At 68.1% G+C, this 16,631-nt stretch carries 13 protein-coding genes; 5 read left to right on the top strand and 8 right to left on the bottom strand.

Features of this window, described 5'->3' with window-relative positions:
- Window positions 1–37: 37 nt before the first annotated feature.
- Genes C8D87_RS08315 through C8D87_RS08305 form a run of 3 tightly spaced genes read right to left on the bottom strand, consistent with a single transcriptional unit; the run spans window position 38 to window position 5,242 of the window.
- Window positions 38–2,416 carry a glycoside hydrolase family 31 protein gene (locus C8D87_RS08315; RefSeq protein ID WP_112226124.1) on the bottom strand — a complete coding sequence of 793 codons (2,379 nt, stop codon included), beginning with the start codon at window positions 2,414–2,416 and terminating at the stop codon, window positions 38–40.
- Window positions 2,413–3,804 (bottom strand): glycoside hydrolase family 28 protein, encoded by a 1,392-nt coding sequence (locus C8D87_RS08310; RefSeq protein ID WP_112226123.1) that lies wholly within the window; start codon window positions 3,802–3,804, stop codon window positions 2,413–2,415. Before C8D87_RS08310 ends, C8D87_RS08315 begins: the two co-directional genes overlap by 4 nt.
- Before the next feature lie 13 nt (window positions 3,805–3,817).
- Window positions 3,818–5,242: a glycoside hydrolase family 28 protein gene (locus C8D87_RS08305; protein ID WP_112226342.1), complete on the bottom strand. Its 1,425-nt coding sequence runs from the start codon at window positions 5,240–5,242 to the stop codon at window positions 3,818–3,820.
- Window positions 5,243–5,383: 141 nt separating this feature from the next.
- Between C8D87_RS08305 and C8D87_RS08300 the strand changes: the two genes are divergently transcribed.
- Window positions 5,384–6,358 carry a helix-turn-helix domain-containing protein gene (locus tag C8D87_RS08300; protein WP_233441976.1) on the top strand — a complete coding sequence of 325 codons (975 nt, stop codon included), beginning with the start codon at window positions 5,384–5,386 and terminating at the stop codon, window positions 6,356–6,358.
- Here C8D87_RS08300 and C8D87_RS08295 read toward each other — a convergent pair.
- From C8D87_RS08295 to C8D87_RS08280, 4 genes are all read right to left on the bottom strand, one after another.
- Window positions 6,343–10,086: a S8 family serine peptidase gene (locus tag C8D87_RS08295; protein ID WP_112226122.1), complete on the bottom strand. Its 3,744-nt coding sequence runs from the start codon at window positions 10,084–10,086 to the stop codon at window positions 6,343–6,345. The genes C8D87_RS08300 and C8D87_RS08295 overlap by 16 nt on opposite strands.
- A 182-nt stretch (window positions 10,087–10,268) precedes the next feature.
- Entirely contained in the window at window positions 10,269–10,904 is a 636-nt protein-coding gene (locus tag C8D87_RS08290; protein WP_109635503.1) for a lamin tail domain-containing protein, read from the bottom strand.
- 128 nt (window positions 10,905–11,032) lie between these two features.
- Window positions 11,033–11,479: a lamin tail domain-containing protein gene (locus tag C8D87_RS08285; protein WP_267899838.1), complete on the bottom strand. Its 447-nt coding sequence runs from the start codon at window positions 11,477–11,479 to the stop codon at window positions 11,033–11,035.
- A 229-nt stretch (window positions 11,480–11,708) separates the two neighbouring features.
- Window positions 11,709–12,017 (bottom strand): helix-turn-helix transcriptional regulator, encoded by a 309-nt coding sequence (locus C8D87_RS08280; RefSeq protein ID WP_233441975.1) that lies wholly within the window; start codon window positions 12,015–12,017, stop codon window positions 11,709–11,711.
- Window positions 12,018–12,271: 254 nt separating this feature from the next.
- Between C8D87_RS08280 and C8D87_RS08275 the strand changes: the two genes are divergently transcribed.
- The 4 genes from C8D87_RS08275 (at window position 12,272) to C8D87_RS08255 (ending at window position 15,956) form a co-directional block, all read left to right on the top strand.
- Window positions 12,272–12,682: a nuclear transport factor 2 family protein gene (locus C8D87_RS08275; protein WP_109635508.1), complete on the top strand. Its 411-nt coding sequence runs from the start codon at window positions 12,272–12,274 to the stop codon at window positions 12,680–12,682.
- Window positions 12,679–13,296, top strand: coding sequence for a ScbR family autoregulator-binding transcription factor (locus C8D87_RS08270; RefSeq protein WP_112226119.1), 618 nt, complete (start codon window positions 12,679–12,681; stop codon window positions 13,294–13,296). Before C8D87_RS08275 ends, C8D87_RS08270 begins: the two co-directional genes overlap by 4 nt.
- Window positions 13,297–13,394: 98 nt before the next feature.
- Window positions 13,395–14,621, top strand: coding sequence for an ATP-grasp domain-containing protein (locus tag C8D87_RS45760; RefSeq protein ID WP_170166351.1), 1,227 nt, complete (start codon window positions 13,395–13,397; stop codon window positions 14,619–14,621).
- 69 nt (window positions 14,622–14,690) lie between these two features.
- Window positions 14,691–15,956, top strand: a complete 1,266-nt coding sequence (locus C8D87_RS08255; RefSeq protein WP_112226116.1) for a serine/threonine-protein kinase — start codon at window positions 14,691–14,693, stop codon at window positions 15,954–15,956.
- On the opposite strand, the gene C8D87_RS08250 is transcribed toward C8D87_RS08255, so the two are convergent.
- Complete coding sequence (locus C8D87_RS08250) at window positions 15,849–16,625, bottom strand: HAD family hydrolase (protein WP_112226115.1); 777 nt, start codon at window positions 16,623–16,625, stop codon at window positions 15,849–15,851. The genes C8D87_RS08255 and C8D87_RS08250 overlap by 108 nt on opposite strands.
- Window positions 16,626–16,631 lie beyond the last annotated feature (6 nt).

Raw genomic sequence — 16,631 nt, 5'->3', positions numbered from 1 at the left:
GATACGCACACAATCCAGATGTTCGGAACATTTGAGTCTAGGTGAGCGTGAGCAGCACGGTGCTGGAGCCGCTTCGGGGTAGGAGCTTCAGCACCGTGCCGCCGAACGTGCCGGGCGTTGAGGAGACGGACGCCCAGCCCGTTGTCCTGCCGCGCAGCTCCTCGACGGTCGACGCCGGCAGCGGCTGCCCGTCGATCACCACGCGCTTCACCCCGGCCGGAACCATCAGCTGCGCCTCCCGCGGCGCGCCGGTGAGCCGGACGAGGAGGTGCTTGCCGAACGAGTCGGCCTGGAGGTTGCCGAACCGGCCATCGGCCGAAGGCGAGACGAGCCAGCCAGCGCGGTCCTTGCGGTCCAGGTCGTTCACACCCCACGGCTTCGGCCACACGTCGGGCGTGCGGAAGTTGAACGGCATCGCGGCGGAAGCCCGCAGGTAGAGCGGGAACTCGTCCAGAGCGGCCTCTCGCGTGACGGTCCGTCCGCCGGTCACCCGAGCCCCGGAGAACAGGTCGATCCACTCCCCGCGAGGCAGCCACACGTCGACCGGCGTCGGTTTCCCTGCCGCGCCGTCGGTCTCGGCCCGATCCGCCGTGACAGGAGCCGCGAGCAGGTCCGGCCCGACCATGAACTGCTGGTCCGCCTTCCACGCGGCCTCGGCGTGCGGATACCGGAACGCCATCGGCTGCGTGATCGGCGTGCCGTCCTTCGAAGCGCGAACCGCCTGCTGGTACAGGTACGGGAACAGCTCGTAGTGCAGCACCGCGGCCCGCTTGAACCGCTCGAACGTCGCCGCGTCGTACACCCACGGCGTCGCGTTGCGGCCCGAGCTGCCGACCTGGAACACCGGCGTCACGGCCGACTGCTGCGCCCACCGCACGAACAGCGACTCCGACGGCCCGCCACCCAGGTTGCGGTAGCCGCCGATGTCCGAGCCGTGCACAGGGTGGCCGGAGATCCACGAGTTGATGCCGCGCCGGTTCGTGAGCCGCAGCCCGTCGAAGCTCATGTCGGCGTCGGCCTGCCAGAACCCGCGCAGCAGCGTCGGCATCCCGTCGCCACCCGCGCGGAACAACGTCGTGTAGTTGTCGCCGTGCACCTTCCGCAGCGCGTTCACCACGGATTCGGCGTACAGCAACGGGTACCGGTTGTGGATCAGCGTGCCCGGCCCGCCGGCGAACGTCGTCTCCTCGAAGTTGTGCTCCTCGCCGCGGTCTCCCTTGACGAAGTTCACGCCCATCCGGAACACCGCTTCGAGCTTTGCCTCGTAGTGAGCGCGCGCCACCGGGTTCGTGAGGTCGATGTCCCACACGTTGGTGCGGTCGGACTGCGCGAAGGAACCGGCGGGGTAGTCGTGCGGGCATTCCTTGCCGTCGGACATCTTGTTCAGGAACGGCGCCACCCACACACCCATGTTCACGCCACGATCGCGCATCCAGTTGATCGTGCCCTGCGCGTCCGGGTACATCGTCTTGTCGAATTTCAACGCGCCGATGCACGCGTAGGTCGGCCTCGCACCGACAGGGCCCTGTTCCCACGGGTTGTCGACCCAGAGCGTGTCCAGTGGAACGCCGCGCGCCTGGAACTGCGTGACGTCCTCGACGACCTCGTCGGAATGGGTGTACTTGTCCCGCCACTTCGTCAGCGCGAACTGCCGCGCCGGTGGCAAGGTCGGCGTGCCGACGCGCTTGAAGTACGCGGAGTTGACCTGCGCCGGTGAGCCCGCGTAGACCTCGTAGTCCAGCCGGGAGGTCTTGAAGCACAACTGGATCCGGTCCGGCACGCCGAACGTCACCGGGCACGGCGCCGGCTTGTCCGCGCAGTGGTCGTCAGCCACCGCACCGGGGAACGCCGTCCGCCCGATCGCCTTGGTGTCCGCGTAGACGCCGTAACCCGCGCTGGAGATGAAGAACGTCGAAGGCGCGCCGTTCTTGTTGCACTTGCCGAAGTTCGACGCACCGACGAACACGGCCTTGTTCAGCAACACCTTCCGTTGCAGGTCGACGAACATCGTGTGGGCGCCACCGCCGAGGAAGTGCTCCTCCAGCGACCCGGTGAGGTTCGCGGAAACCTGTGCGACGCCGAGAGAAGGCTCCAGCGTCCAGCCCACCCGCAGCCCGCGCTCGGTCCGGGTCACGACCACGGAGGCGGTCCTGGACGCCTCCGTGGTCGCCACCACGTACCGGACGCCACCAGGAACCCGTTTCTGTGCAACGACCTTCGTCAGCGCATGAGAAGTACCGTCAGCCAGCCGGTAAGACGTTTCGCGCTGCCCGGTCAGCATCCGGCCGCGGTCCCGGAAGTCCAGCGAGAACGGGTCGCTGACGGCCTTCCACGACAGACCGCCACCAGCCACCGCGACCGGTGAGCCGGTGGAGAGTCCGGCAGCAATCAGCAAGAGCGCCAGGAGGAACCTCACGCCGGCACCACCCCGTTGATCGTGGTGTTGCGGAACACCAGGTTGTCGGTGTGCTCGATCAGGTTCGGCTCGGTGATCGAGGTGAACGTCGAGTTCGAGATGAGCACGTTCCTGATGTGCGACTGCGGGAACCCTCGGAACGTCGCCGCGATTCTGCCGCCGTTGATCCGCATCCGGTCGATCGTCAAATTGTTGATCTGCGGGAAGAAGCCCTTCGTGCCGCCGTTCTGGTAGAACATCGACACGAACAGGATCTCGCGCTCGACGTTCTGCCCGAACACGTTCCGCAGGTGGACACCGTCGATGACGCCGCCGCGGTCCTGGTTGGTCTTGATGTAGAGCGCGTGCTTGATCGGGTACCGGCCGGGGTAGTCGGGCGCGTTGATCTCGCAGTCGCGGCAGAACACCTTCCGGACGCCACCCGACATCTCGCTGCCGATCGTGATCCCGCCCCAGCGGCCGGAGAACTTGCAGCGCTCGACCACGATGTGGGTGGACGGGATGCCGACCCGCCGTCCGTCGGCATCCCGTCCGCTCTTCACCACGACGCAGTCGTCGTTGGTGTTGAACTTGGAGTCGTGCACGTGCGCGTACGACGACGAGTCGAGGTCGACGCCGTCGCCCTGCGAGTTCGTCGAGTAGATCTCGATCCGGCGCACCGTGATGTTCTGCGAGAACACGAAGTGCAGCGACCACATGGCCGGGTTCTTGATCAGCACGTCCTCGACGAGCAGGTTCCTGCAGCGGAAGAACTGGATCATGTTCGGCCGCATGTTCTTGCCGACGCCCATGACGCGTTCCTCGACCGGCTTGCCCTCCTCGCCCCACTGCCGCAGCAGCGCGGTCGAGCCGGCACGCCACTCCGGCCACGGGCCGTTGGTCGCGTCGCCGTCGATCGTTCCCTTGCCGGTGATGGCGATGTTCTTCTGCTCGAACGCGTAGATGAACGGCTGGTAGTTGTAGCAGAGCGTGCCCTCCCAGCGGGTGAGCACGAGCGGCAGGTAGTCGTTGGGATCGGTGGAGAACCTGATCGTGGCGCCTTCGGCGACGTGGAGCTCCACATTGGACAACAATTCGATGCCGCCGGTGAGGAACGTGCCCGCGGGAACGACAACACGTCCCCCACCGGCTCTGTGACACGCCGTGATCGCGTGGTGGAACGCCTCGGTGTTCTTGGTGAGGCCGTCACCCTTCGCGCCGTACGCGGTGACGTCGTAGTCCTTCCTGCGGAAGCGCGGCGGGCAAACGCGCGCCAGGATCAGCGGCACTTCCCGCCACGGGTCTCTGCCCAGACCCGGAGCTTCGGCGGCCGCCACGCCTGCCGGGAGCAGGAGACCGGCGGCCGTCAGGCCGGACACACGCGCGAAATCACGACGTGACAAGGACACGGGGAATCTCTCCTCAGACCTTCTTGCCGTTGATGGTGACGTTCGTGAACGTGGTGCCGTCCGCGTTCTTGATGCTGGGCTTGGCGGTCGTCACACCGGTGAAGGTGCTGTTGGAGATCGCCACGTTCCTGATGTGCGACTCGGCCAGGCCGTCCAGGGTCACCGCCGTCTTCCTGACCCCGTTGACGGTGAAGCCGTCGGCGGTGATGTTCTGCACCTTGGGGTTCACGATCGGGCCGTAGCCGGGGCCGGTGAGGCTGTAGTTCAGCGTCACCATGATCGCCTCGCGGTCGACGTCGGTCGCCTTGATCCGCCGGGCGTGGATGTTCTCGACGGTGCCGCCGCGCCGCTTGTTCGTCTTGATGTACAGGACGTGGAACGGCTTGTACGACGAGCCCTTCTTCACCGTGCAGTCCTGGAAGAACACGTTCCGCACGCCACCGGACATCTCGCTGCCGACCGTCAGCGCGCCCCAGCGGCCCTCGAACGAGCAGTTCTCGATGACGATGTTCTCGCTCGCCACGCCCACCCGTCGCCCGTCGATGTCGCGGCCCGCCTTGATCGCGATGCCGTCGTCACCGCAGTCGAACCGGCAACCCGTGATGTGCACGTACTGCGATGCCTCGGGATCGCAGCCGTCGACCATGCCGCCGCGGCTGTGGACGAAGATGTCGCGGATCGTCACGTTGCTGCACAACACCGGGTGCACGTTCCACATCGCCGAGTTCCGCAGCTGCACGCCCTCGACGAGGATGTTCCTGCACTCGTAGAGCGTGATCATGTTCGGTTTGAGGAAGTGGCCCATGCCGAACTTCCGCTCGGTCACCGGCCTGTTGTCCACCGCCTGCTTCTGCAGCTGTTCCCAGTCCGGCTGGCGCTTCTTGTCGTAGTCGAACCACGGTCCGGACGGGCCTTGGCCGTCGATCAGGCCGGGACCGGTGATCGCGATGTTCTCGGCCTTGCGCGCGTAGATGAACGACGAGAAGTTCATGCACTCGATGCCCTGCCACCGGGTGTAGACCAGCGGGTAGTCCTCGGGGTCGGTGGAGAACCTGATCGCCGCACCCTCGGAGACGACCAGGTTCACGTTGCTCAGCAGCGTGATCGCGCCGGTGAGGAAGCTGCCCCTCGGCACGACGACCTGCCCGCCGCCCGCCTTGTTGCAGGCCTCGACGGCCTTTCTGAACGCCTCGGTGTTCTTGGTCTTGCCGTCACCCTTCGCGCCGTACGCGGTGATGTCGAACCTCGTACCGGGAAAGGTCGGAGGGGTGATCTTGGCGAGGATCGCGGGCACCCGGTCCCGCGGCGACTCGGCCATCGGGATCTTCGCGTGTTCCTCCGCCGACGCGACCGGCGTGGACAGGAACGACCCCGACAACATCGTGACACCAGCGGTGGCACCGGCGACTTTGAGAAAGTCGCGGCGGTTGGGCTCCATCGGCCGTCCTTTCGCGCGCGTGCGTTGGTACAACAGCGAGCGGCGGCGGCGATGAGAAGGTGTGTAAACCTTTTCAACCGATGTCTACACCTGTTTCCGGCCCCGCGTCAACGGTTGCCCGAAGTCGGCATACTGGCTTGTGTGCTCGGATTGCGTCCGGTCGAACTCACGGTTTACGAGACGCTCGTGGACTCGTATCAACTCGGGGTGACAGAGCTCTGTCTTGCCACGGAACTGGCTGAGCGGGCGGTTCGTGCCGCGCTGAGGTCACTGACCGAACTGGGTTTCGTCCACCAGGTCAACGGGCTGCACACGGCCGTCGCGCCGGACGTGGCTCTGGCGATGTACTTCCTGCGCCGGGAAGACGATCTGCGGCGGGACCGGTTGCTGGCCGGGGAGCTGCAGGTGCGCTACGAACGCGCGGCCGGTGTGCGCGCCCCCGCCGACCTCGTCGAGGTGGTGCACGGGCCGGAGGCGATCTCGCGGCGGGTCGACCAGGTGATGCGCACGGCCCGGCACGAGGTGCGCTTCGTGGACAAGCCGCCGTACGCCACGCCGCCGACAGCGTTGCACCCCGTCGAGGAGGAGCTGCTGAACCGCGGTGTCCGGTTCCGCGGGATCTACGAGCGGCGGGCGCTGGAGCTGCACGACCTGCGAGCCGACCTGGAAATGGGGTTGTCGCTGGGGGAGGAGGCCAGGGTCGTCGCGGTGGCGCCGACGAAGATGATCCTCGCGGACGGGCACCTTGGGCTGATCCCGTTGCACAGCACGGAGACGACGCTGGAGAGCGCGGTGATCGTGCACCGGTCGGCGTTGCTCGACTCGCTCGGGGCGTTGTTCGCACGACTGTGGGAGGACGCGGTGCCGCTGTCGTTGCCGGGCCAGCCGTCCAGCAACGAGATGTCGATCGCGGACGCGCGGTTGCTCGCGTTGCTCGCGACCGGGCTGCCGGATCGCAGCATCGCGAAACAGCTCGGGCTGAGCTACCGCACGTTCCAGCGGCGGCTGCACAGGCTCATGGACGAGCTGGGCGCGCAGACCCGTTTTCAGGCGGGTCTGCGCGCTGCGGCCAGAGGCGCGAGTTCCCTGCTGCCCCCGCGTCAGCCGCCGGAGTGAGTCCGGAACGCCTTCTGCATGGTCTGCGTGACCGTGTTTCCGGCGCCGTCCCTGGCCTCGGTGCGCAGCCAGACGTCGCCGGCGGGGTTGTCGACGGTGACCTCCCAGCGGTCGCCGCTCGGCTGGATCGCCGCCTGACGCCACGTCCTGCCCTCGTCCGCCGACCACTGCACCTTCACCAGTGTCACGGGCACGCTGGACGACGCGCGCACGTGGTAGACGAACGGTTTGCCGGCCGGTGCGGTGTTCGTGAGGCTGAGCGGCAGGTCGTGGCGGAGCCGGATGAGCGGCTGGAACTGACAGGTCGTCTGGCCCGCGTGGCACGAGTACCCGAGTGGCGGCGGGTTCTGCGAACGGTGGGACTGGAACGTCCAGGTGGTCTCGGTGCGCGGGGCCAGGGTGAACAGCACCGCGTTGACCGCACCCGCCACCGCTCCCGGCGCGTGCGTCTCGACCGTCTCGAGGCGGTAGGTCGCCTTCTCCGGCACCATCTGGAACGTCGGGTAGAACGCCAGCGGTTCCTGCACGGCGGGGACCTCGGTGTCGCCGCGGAACAGCCTGACCTTGGTCGTCGTGAAGAACTTGCTGTTCTGATAAGGGTTCGTGTAATGGCCGGGCGTGCCGTCGGTCCACTGCAGCTGCGGGACGAAGATGTCGCCCGCCCGGCAGTTCGAGCACAGCTGCCGCCAGGCCCCGTTCGCGGCCGGGTAGCGGGCCGGGTGGTCGGACTGCAGCTCGATCGCGGTGCTGTGCACGGGTCCGGCGAACCACCGCTCGGTGGCCGCGGCGGCGCCCTCGCGGAACAGGTTCTCCTGGAACATGGTCATGGCGGCGCGCTGGCCCCTGGCGTCGAGGCCGCTCAGCGTCACGTGCCGCTTCCACACGATCCGCTCGTCGCCGGGACCGATGTACTCGGTCCACGCGGCCGGCGGTGTGAACGTGGTGCCGCGCAGGATCTGCGACTGCCACAGACCGGTCGGGAACGGGTACCACGTCTTCTGCACGGTCAGGCCCGGCTTGTCGGCGTGGTAGGCGGTCTGGCGCTTGACCAGCTTCGCCGGGTCGACCGTCCGGCGGTGGTCGGCCGGAATCCCGTTGGCGTCGAGGAAGCTCAGGTTGTAGACGGCCTCCGGGACGGCTTTGACGCTCAGTTTCACCGCCGTCTGCTTCGCGAGGAACTCACCGTCGGTGTTGCTGACGCCCAACGACGGCAGTGAGGTGCTGGCGAGCCCGGTGAGCGGAAGAGCGCCTGGAGCGTCCACATAGGACAGGATTGCCTTCTTGCCGGCCTGTGCCGCGCTGGTGGCTGCGGTGTTGGCCGCCTTCACCATGTTCGCCGGGGTGTCCGGCTTGATCTTCACGAGAGCGGTGTCCCCGCCGATGGTCAGGTCGCGGTCACCCGCCCACTTCGCGGACAGCACGGCCACGTCGCCGTCGGTGCCCAGCGTTCGTCCGCCTGAGGTCAGGGTGACCGTCGCGGACTGCAGCGTCACGTTGTCCTGCAGCGAGATCGCGCCCTTCTTCACGGCCGCGGCGGGAATGGCGCGGATCTCCCACGGCGCCGTGCCGAGCACGGCGGCCATTTCGGTGATCAGCGGCAGTTTCTCGCCCTCCGCGGGCACGACGCGGCGCATCGTCACGGTGCGGTCGCGTTGCTCGGCCGGACCAGGAGGCACGACCTCGATCGGCACGGTCTTCTGCGCGTCGAGTGAGACGCTCGCGGCGCCCGTGATGGTCAGCTCCGGCGCGGCGAGCGCGGACCACCGCCGCACACCGGCGGTGTTCTCGGTCGTCCAGGTCACCGCGGAGTAGCGCCCGCTCGGCACGTTCGCGATGCCTTCGCCGTTCACGACATCGAAGTAGAAGCTGGTGGTCTCGTCGAACGGGTCGTTGACGTCGTCGCCGCCGTTGGAGTCGTCGATCAGCTGACCCGTCGCGGGTGCCGGCGGGCGCCCGGCGGTGTCGCGGACGTGCACCGACACCGGGAACGTCTGCGGTGCCTCGTAGACGCTGACCGCGGTGCGCAGGCTTGCTCCGCCGCCGGTGGCCGTGACGACTCCGCCGTACACGCCCGCCGGGCCGACCTCGGGATCGAGGGTGAGCACGGCGGACGCCTTGCTGTGGGCCGCGATGGCCAGCCTGGTGGTGCTGAGGTTGAACCCGGTCGTGGACTTCCCGTCCCAGCCCTTGATCGTCGCGGCGAGGTCGAGGGTGAGCGGGGTGCCGGAGTCGTTGACGTACTGGATCTCCCTGGTCAGCACGCCACGCGGGCCGCGTTCGTAGCGGCCGAAGCTCGCCGACGCGGTGGCGGTGGCCTTCTGCCTGACCGCCCTGGCCACGTCGAGCCGGCCGGTTCCTTGTTCGTACCACGGCATACCGACGTCCGCGGCGCTGGTGACGAGCGCGTTCTTCAACGTCTGCGCGTTCCAGCCGGGGTGCTGCTGGGCGAGCAGGGCGGCTGCGCCGGCGACGTGCGGCGTGGCCATCGACGTGCCGGACGCGGCGGTGTAGCCGTCGCCGACCGGGGCGCCCATGCTCGTGTCGGCGGCACGAGCAGCCACGACACCCACGCCGGGAGCGTTGATCTCGGGCTTCACGTGCGCGTCACCGATGCGAGGGCCGGTGCTGCTGAACGGCGCGAGCTTGTTCTGGCGGTCGACCGCTCCGACGGTGAGCGCCGAGGTGGCGGCACCGGGGGAGGTGACCGAGCGGCCTGCCGGGCCGTTGTTGCCCGCCGCGACCACGAACAGCACGCCCGTCTCGGCGGAGAGACGGTCGACCAGGGCGCTCAGCTCGTCCGTGCCGTCGGTGACCTCACCGCCCAGGCTGAGGTTGACGATCTTCGCGCCGGACCTGGCCGCCCATTCGATGCCTGCCATCACCTGCGACGTCTCTGCCTCGCCCGCGCCGTTGAAGACCTTGGCGATCACCAGTTTCGCCGCGGGGGCGACACCTTTGTACTTGCCTGCGGACCCCTGGCCGGTGCCCGCCACGGTCGCGGCGACGTGCGTGCCGTGGCCGTGCCGGTCGGTGACGTCCGGCTCGTCAGAGAAGTTCTCCGCCGCGGTGATCTTCCTGGCGACGTCGGGGTGGTTCGCGTCGATGCCGGTGTCCACGACGGCGACCGTGACGTCACGGCCGTCCAGGCCCGTGCTCCAGGCTTCGGGAGCGCCGATCTGTTTCGTGGTCTGGTCGAGCGTGATCCGGATCGGGCGGTCGTACGTCACCCGCACGCCGGACTTCGCGCTCATGTCGAGCGAAGTCCAGAACTCCCGTGCCTTCGCCTTCTCGACCCGGATGCCGGAAGCGTTGAGGCTGCCGATCCTCGTGTGTGCGTTCGCCGAGAAGCCGCCGGTCATCAGCACCGGAACCGTGGTCGTGCGGTCGTCGGACTGGCCGGTGCGCACGAGCTCGGTGACGTTGAAGAGGGTGCGTTCGACCGTGCCCGACGTGATGGCTCCCATCGCGTCGGACGGGTAGACGTGCAGACCTTTCGCCGTCGTCATGGTGTGGAAGATCGGTTCCTCGCCGTCGCGCGGCGCGGCGTGGATCTGGGCCGTCTTCCGGCCGTCCGACCGTTCGGTGTACTCCACGACGTCACCGGTGATGAGCGTGATCCGGTGCGAGGCCTCGGAGGTCTGTGTCGGTGGTGATGGTGGTGCGGCGGACGCGGGTGGTGCGCCCAGCGTCGCGGCGGCGATGGCAAGTGCCAGAACGTGTCGTATCACGGCGCCCTCCCACGGTGATCAGGTCACAGAAGGATGAGGGGCCGGAATTCGTTGGGATATAGGACAAAGCGGCGGTTAGTCGCCGTTGGCGACTTCGCGCCACGCACGGAAGTGCCCGGGCTGCCGAGGGGCGGCGGCCCGGGCACGTGAGTGCACCCGCTTGGACGGTCAGAGCGAGTTGATCAGAAGGTGCGTTCCTGCAACGAGAAGTCGCGCTGGTTGTTGTTGGTGTCCTGGTTGAGCAGGTTGCGCGTGTTCGAGCCCGCGAGCTGAGCGGTGCGCTGGTTCTCGGGCTGCGCGTGCACGCCTTCCTTGGCAGCGGACACCGGAGCGGAGAATGCGACGCCGTCGATCTTGAACGCGGTGGGAGCCGTGCTGCCGAAGATCGCGACACCACCGAGCGCCGGAATGCCCTCGGCGCCGAGGAAGCGCACCGGGAGAACGTTCGGCGTCGAGGTCGTGCCGGAGAACTCGGCGCCCGTCAGCACCAGCGTGCTGCCGACGTTGTTCGCCGGAGCCAGCGTGAGCGGCTGGCCGGTCACGTCCATCAGCGGGATCGTCTGGATGACCTCGTTGCGCTGGTTGTAGATCCGGATGACCCAGTTGGTCAGGTCGACCTGCTCGTTCGAGAGGTTGACGATCTCGATCGCCTCGTCGAGCGGGCCGTTCGGACCCATGGTGGAGACCTCGTTGATCAGCACTGCCGGCAGCTGCATGACCTCCGGAGCCGTGGGCTCCTCGGCGGCCGTCGCCAGACCCGCGAACGCGATCGTGCTCGCGATTGCGAGCGCAGCGGCTCCGCCCAGCAGTCGACGCATTGTCTTGTCCCTTCGAGAAGTGAATTCGGGGTATTTCTCGCTGGCGGCAGGTCTGGCCGGGGAGAATGGCCTGTCTTGCCGCCGGGACTGACTTTGCTCTCATTCGTTCGGGCTCGAAAGGGGCCATTTCAGATAGGTTGCGAATTATTTTCGCCAGGAGAAGGAATTTGGCAGGTGAAGTCGATCGAGTTGTGATCCGTGTCGCGGGAGTCGCCGTCGCGGCCCAGCGCGGAATCCGCACACGGGCGCGCGGCGCCGTCTTCGCTGCACGGGGAGGAGGAGCTCAGTCCGATGCTGTCCGCGTGCGCGCCGTACCGGTTTCGGGCGATTACGCCCGTGCCGTCCACGGTGTTCACGACGAGACCGTTCGGCATCGTTCCGCTGAACGCGCTGCCGACTATCACGAAGTATTCACCCGGAGGCAGGACGCTGTTGGGTGGGATGGTGGCGAGGATTCGCGAGGTGCGTCCCGCGCACGCCTGCAGCGTCCATCCTCCGACGTCTGTGGCGGTCGAGCCGGTGTTGCGCAGTTCGACGAATCCGCTGGAGCCGAGTGCGATCTCGTTCACTTTCACAGGGGAAACCCCTGGTGTGCTGCCGAACGAGCTACCGGCGAGTAACAACAACGTTCCAACTGTGTTCACGTAGGGGGCCACATTACGCAGTTTGGCCCCCTGTGCGCGGGCGCACAGGGGGCCAAAGGTCCTTACCACCTGGGACTTGTGGGGAGGGCGGCGTCACGGCGGCCGCGCTGACGCCGCCCTCCGGCGGGCGGGCAGACCCCTGCCGTCTGCCCGCGCTCCGCTAGTGGGAGTGGTCCTCGTTGCGTGTCCTGCGGGATTCCCGTTCGACCACCGCGGCACGGTCTACCTCGGCGTGCGGCACATCGAGCGCCGCGCTGATCCAGGCACGCCAGTAGGGGCCGGGAATGCGTTTACCGCGTTCCCATCTCGACACTTCTTCACGGGTGACGCTGTCGTTTTGTGAGATCTCACACAACAGGTCCGCGAGTTCGCGCTGGGTGAGGCCCTGCTCTCGCCGCGCCTGTGGAATCAAGGCGGTAATCGGCGGGGTGTCCAGGTGCTCGTGGGCTTGACGGACTGCCTTGAGCACGGTTCTGCTCCGTTTCGGTGTGATGGCGGGTGCATCATCCACCCTGCCGCAGAAGCTCGAAGTTCGTGCCGTGCATTGCGGTGATACCGGCGGTCGTTGAAAGTTCGCGTACCACTGGAATCACACGATCGGATGTTTGGGGTAAACGTAGATGGGCCAATGGGGTGTGCACACTCACATTTTGTGCCGCGGGCTAGTCTGAGCGGCACCGGGATCGTTGCCGCAGCAATGACCGGGATGAGAAGGTGGAGGAAATGCTCTCGACGGTCGAAGTGGTGCAGGTGTTCCTAGCGCGACTAGCGGCACAGGACGCACCCGGTATAGCGCGGCTGTGCGCGCCGACCGTGGAATGGGAGGCGCCCGACCCGAGCGGCGCCCGATGGGCACACGGCCCGCGTACCCGGCGGGAGGTGGAGTCCCAGTTCCTGACCTTGTTCGCCACGTTCGGCCTGGAGCAGCTGTCGGTGCGCCAGGTGATCGTCGACGGAGGAGACGCGGCTGTGGTCGGCTGGACGCGCTGGCGGGTCCTCGCCACCGGTGAGCGGGCGAACCTGCAGTTCGCAGCGGTGCTCTCGGTGCATCTGGGCGAGATCGAGCAGTACTGGCAGATGCCGGACACGCTCGCCGTCGCCGTCGCGACCGGCGCCGCGCGGACCGAGGTATGAGCGTCAAACGTGAGAAGTCGACACGCACGCGGGCGAAGCTCCTGCGTGCGGCCGCCGAGGTGTTCGACCGCGAAGGGTTCACGGGGTCCAGCCTCACCGCCGTGTGTGGGCGGGCCGACGTGTCGAAAGGCGCGCTTTATTGCCATTTCCGTTCGAAGGAGGCACTCGGCGTCGCGATCATCGAGGAGCAGTCGCTGCTGTGGCACCGGCTGCGCGACGAAGAGCTCGCGGCCGGGAAGCCGCCGATGCAGGCGCTGATCGCGATGTCGTTCGAGTTCGCCCGCAGGCTGGAGTCCGACCTCACCGTGCGGGTGAGCGCGAAGCTGTTGCGGGAGGCGGTGTTCTTCGACGTCGCGGCTGCGGCGCAGGTCGTCGGCTGGATCGCCGTCGTGCGGGACCTGCTGTCGAAGGCGCGGGACCACGGCGAGCTGCAGCCGGAGGTGAACGTGCGGCACACGGCCGAGCAGATCGTCGCCGAGCTGCTCGGGTTGCAGCTCGTGGCGCAGGCGTTGAGCGGCGGCACCGACCTGCGCGCCCGGCTCGTCCGTGTGTGGCGGGCGTCCGCTCGCTGTCTGGTGACAGCTCCTGTCTACGAGACGTTGCGTTTCGAGTGACGGTCGTCTCGACCCAATCGAGACAGGAATGCCTGGTCACGCTCCTTCCGTTGTGCTCCTCGTTCGGAAGACATCTTTACGATCTTGGAGGAGCAGCGGTGGCGAGCATCGTCGTGGTGGATCCGTACTCGGCCGGCAGGGGCATCGCGCCCGCGTTCGCCGAGCGTGGCGTCGAGGCGATCGCGGTGCTGACCACCCCGGAGCCACCCGCCGGGCTCGCCAGGACGTGGATCCCGGAGAACCACCGCGAGGTGCACGTCCTGGATGACTTGGACGAGCTGGCCGCGAAACTCGCACACCACGAGCCGCTGGCAGTCGTTCCGGGCACCGAGACCGGTGTCGAGACAGCCGAGACGCTGTCCGAGCTGATCGTGCCGGGCCGCTCGAACGTGCTGACGCTCTCGTCCGCACGGCGGGACAAGTGGCAGATGGCCGTGGCGTTGCGGACCGCCGGCGTGCCGCACCTGCGGCAGATCAGCTCCGACAACGCCGACGAGGTGGCCGGATGGCTGCGGCGCGAGGGCCTTTCGGAGTTCGTGCTGAAGCCGCAGGAGAGTGGCGGCACCGACGACGTGTTCGTGGCGCGGCCGGGTGACGACTGGCGGGCCAAGTTCAACCGCATCCTGGGCACCGTCAACAAGCTGAACCTCCGCAACGACCGCGTGCTCGTGCAGGAGCTCGCGCTCGGCACCGAGTACGAGGTCGACACCTACTCCATCGACGGACGGCACGGCCTCGCCGCCGTCTGGCGCTATGCGAAGGAGTGCCGGGGCGACCGGCTCGGCATCTACCTGTCCAACACTCTCGTTCCGGCCGACGAACCGGTGGTGGACGAGTTGTTCGAGTACGTCTGCCAGGTGCTGGACGCGACCGGCGTGCGCAACGGTCCCGCGCACGTGGAGGTGATGATCACACCGGGCGGCCCGCGGCTGATCGAGATCGGCGCGCGGCTGGCCGGCGCGGAACAGCAGGAGCTGACGTTCCTCGGCGTCCGGGAAAGCCAGATCACCCGAATGGTCCGCCACCGAGTGGATGACGACACGTCGGTCGGCCGGTACACGCAGCACCAGCACGTGAAGTCGGTGTACCTGTCCTCGCCCGCGGCCGGTGAGCTGGGCAATGCCGTGCGCCTGGAGTCGCTTCCGTCGTTGCTGCCGAGCTTCGAGCGATCCGTGCTGCCGTACGGCGAGGGCTCGACCGTGCCGCGCACCGAGGACCTGTGGACTTCGCTCGGTTACGTGGTTCTGGCCACGACCGATCTCGCGCAGCTGAAACGCGACGAGGCTCTCGTGCGAGAAATCGAGGCGGGACTGATTGTAGTTTGATCTTCAGGTTGGCCGGGTAGCCGGAATTCCACGCGACCGGTTAGGTTGCTGCGCGACGAGCGGAGGCTGATGAGCGAACCCTGGGACGGCGACCTGACGGGCGCGGTGATCGACAACCGCTTCGTCGTCGGCTCGTTGCTCGGTTCCGGCGGCATGGCCGAGGTCTACCGCGCGTACGACCGCACGACCACGTCCTCCGTCGCCATCAAGGTCTTCACCGGCCCCGGCCTGCCCGACGACGAACTGCGCATGCAGCGCGAGGCCACGATGCTGTCGTCGCTGGAATGCCCTGGCATCATCCCCGTGTACGCGTCGGGAACGGTGTCGCGCCGCCCGTACTTCGTGATGCGCGAGATCACCGGCGGCACGCTGCGCCAGCGCATGCGCGAACCGCTGCCGCCCCGGTTCGTGGCGCGGGTCGGCGGACAGGTCGCCGCGGTGCTGGACCACGTGCACGGCCTGGGCGTGGTGCACCGCGACATCAAGCCGTCCAACATCCTGATCGACGACGAGGAGAAGCAGGCCTACCTGGCGGACTTCGGGCTGGCGCTGGCGCCGGAGGTCACGCGGGTGACCACGACCGGCGTGCTGGTCGGGACCGCGGGCTACCTGGCGCCGGAGCAGGTGCGCGGGGCGGACGTCGGGCCCGAGGCCGACGTCTACTCGCTCGGCCTGGTGCTGCTGGAGTGCCTGACCGGGCGGTCCGAGTACCCCGGCGGGGACGCGGAGGCCGCACTGGCCCGGCTGGCCAGGCCGCCGCGGATTCCGATCGATCTGCCGCTGGCCTGGGTGTCGTTGCTCTCCGCGATGACGGACATGGAGCCTGCGCGCCGGCCGACCGCCGCGCAGTGCTCGCGGTCGTTGCTGGCGGCCTACGAGGCCAGCGCTGGGCTGCCGGCGTTGTTGCCGGACGCCGCGGTGTCCGATCCACCCTCGGTGGTGCCGCGGCAGCGCCGGGGCAAGCGTTTGGCGATCTCCGGGGCAGCGGCGGCGGCTGTGGCCGCGGTGGCTGTCGCCATGGCGAACCTAGGGGGCGTTGGAGAGGCTCCTGCGGCGGATGAGCGGCCAACGCCGGGCTCGTCGACGCAGGTGGTCACGGTGGGGCCTTCCACGGTGACGGTGGTGCAGACGCCTGCCGCGCCAGGGGCGCCGCCGCAGCACGGGAGTTCCAGTGCGGGGAGCACGGCGCCCAGCGGGGTGCCGACGACTTCCGCCGCTGGGGAGGGTTCACCGGTGTCGAGCGTGGTGCCGACGGAGAAGCCGAGTGAGGATCCGGCTCGGCCGAGCAAGCCTGGCAACAAGCCGCCCAAGAAGTCGGACACGCCCCGGCCCTGAGCCTTCAGGCGCTCGGCTCCTCGAACTCGGCGAAGGCAGGTCCGTCAGCTCCGCCCGCAACGTGTCCAGGTCCGCGTACACCGCAGAAGCCCCGCGGTCGACCAGCTCGTCCTCCCCGAACCCGCCGGTCAGCAGCCCGATCGACGGCAACCCTGCCCTCCCGGCGGCCTCGCAGTCCCACACCGAGTCGCCGATGACGACCGCGCGGGAGCCCTTCACCTCGCGCAGCGCCACCTCGATCAGGTCTGGCGCCGGCTTCGAGTCCTCCACGTCGTCGGCTGACGTCCACGCCACGTCGCCGGGGTCGATCAGCTTCAGGTAGTGCTCGACGTGCTTGCGCTTGCCCGAGCTCGCGAGGACGACGGCCAGGCCCAGGTCGGTGGCGGCGCGGACCAGCCGGTGCGCGCCTTCGAGGGGCTGGACCTCGTCGATCATCTCGTCGAAGCACCGTTCCCACGCGTCGCGCACCGCGTCGCCGTGGTACCGCTCCACCTGGTCGCCCGCCACGGCGGCCACCAGGCGGTCGCCGCCCATGCCGATGGAGCGGTGCACCTTCCACGCGGGCACGGTGACGTCGACGCTGCGGAAGGCTCGCAGCCACGCCACCGTGTGGTGGTAGTTGGTGTCGACCAGGGTTCCGTCCACGTCGAGGACCACGGTGTTGCCCATGCGCCA

Origin of the sequence: Lentzea atacamensis (assembly GCF_003269295.1) — a bacterium.
In the GTDB taxonomy this organism is placed as follows: Bacteria; Actinomycetota; Actinomycetes; order Mycobacteriales; family Pseudonocardiaceae; genus Lentzea; species Lentzea atacamensis.
This window is presented reverse-complemented; position numbering and strand designations above follow the sequence as displayed.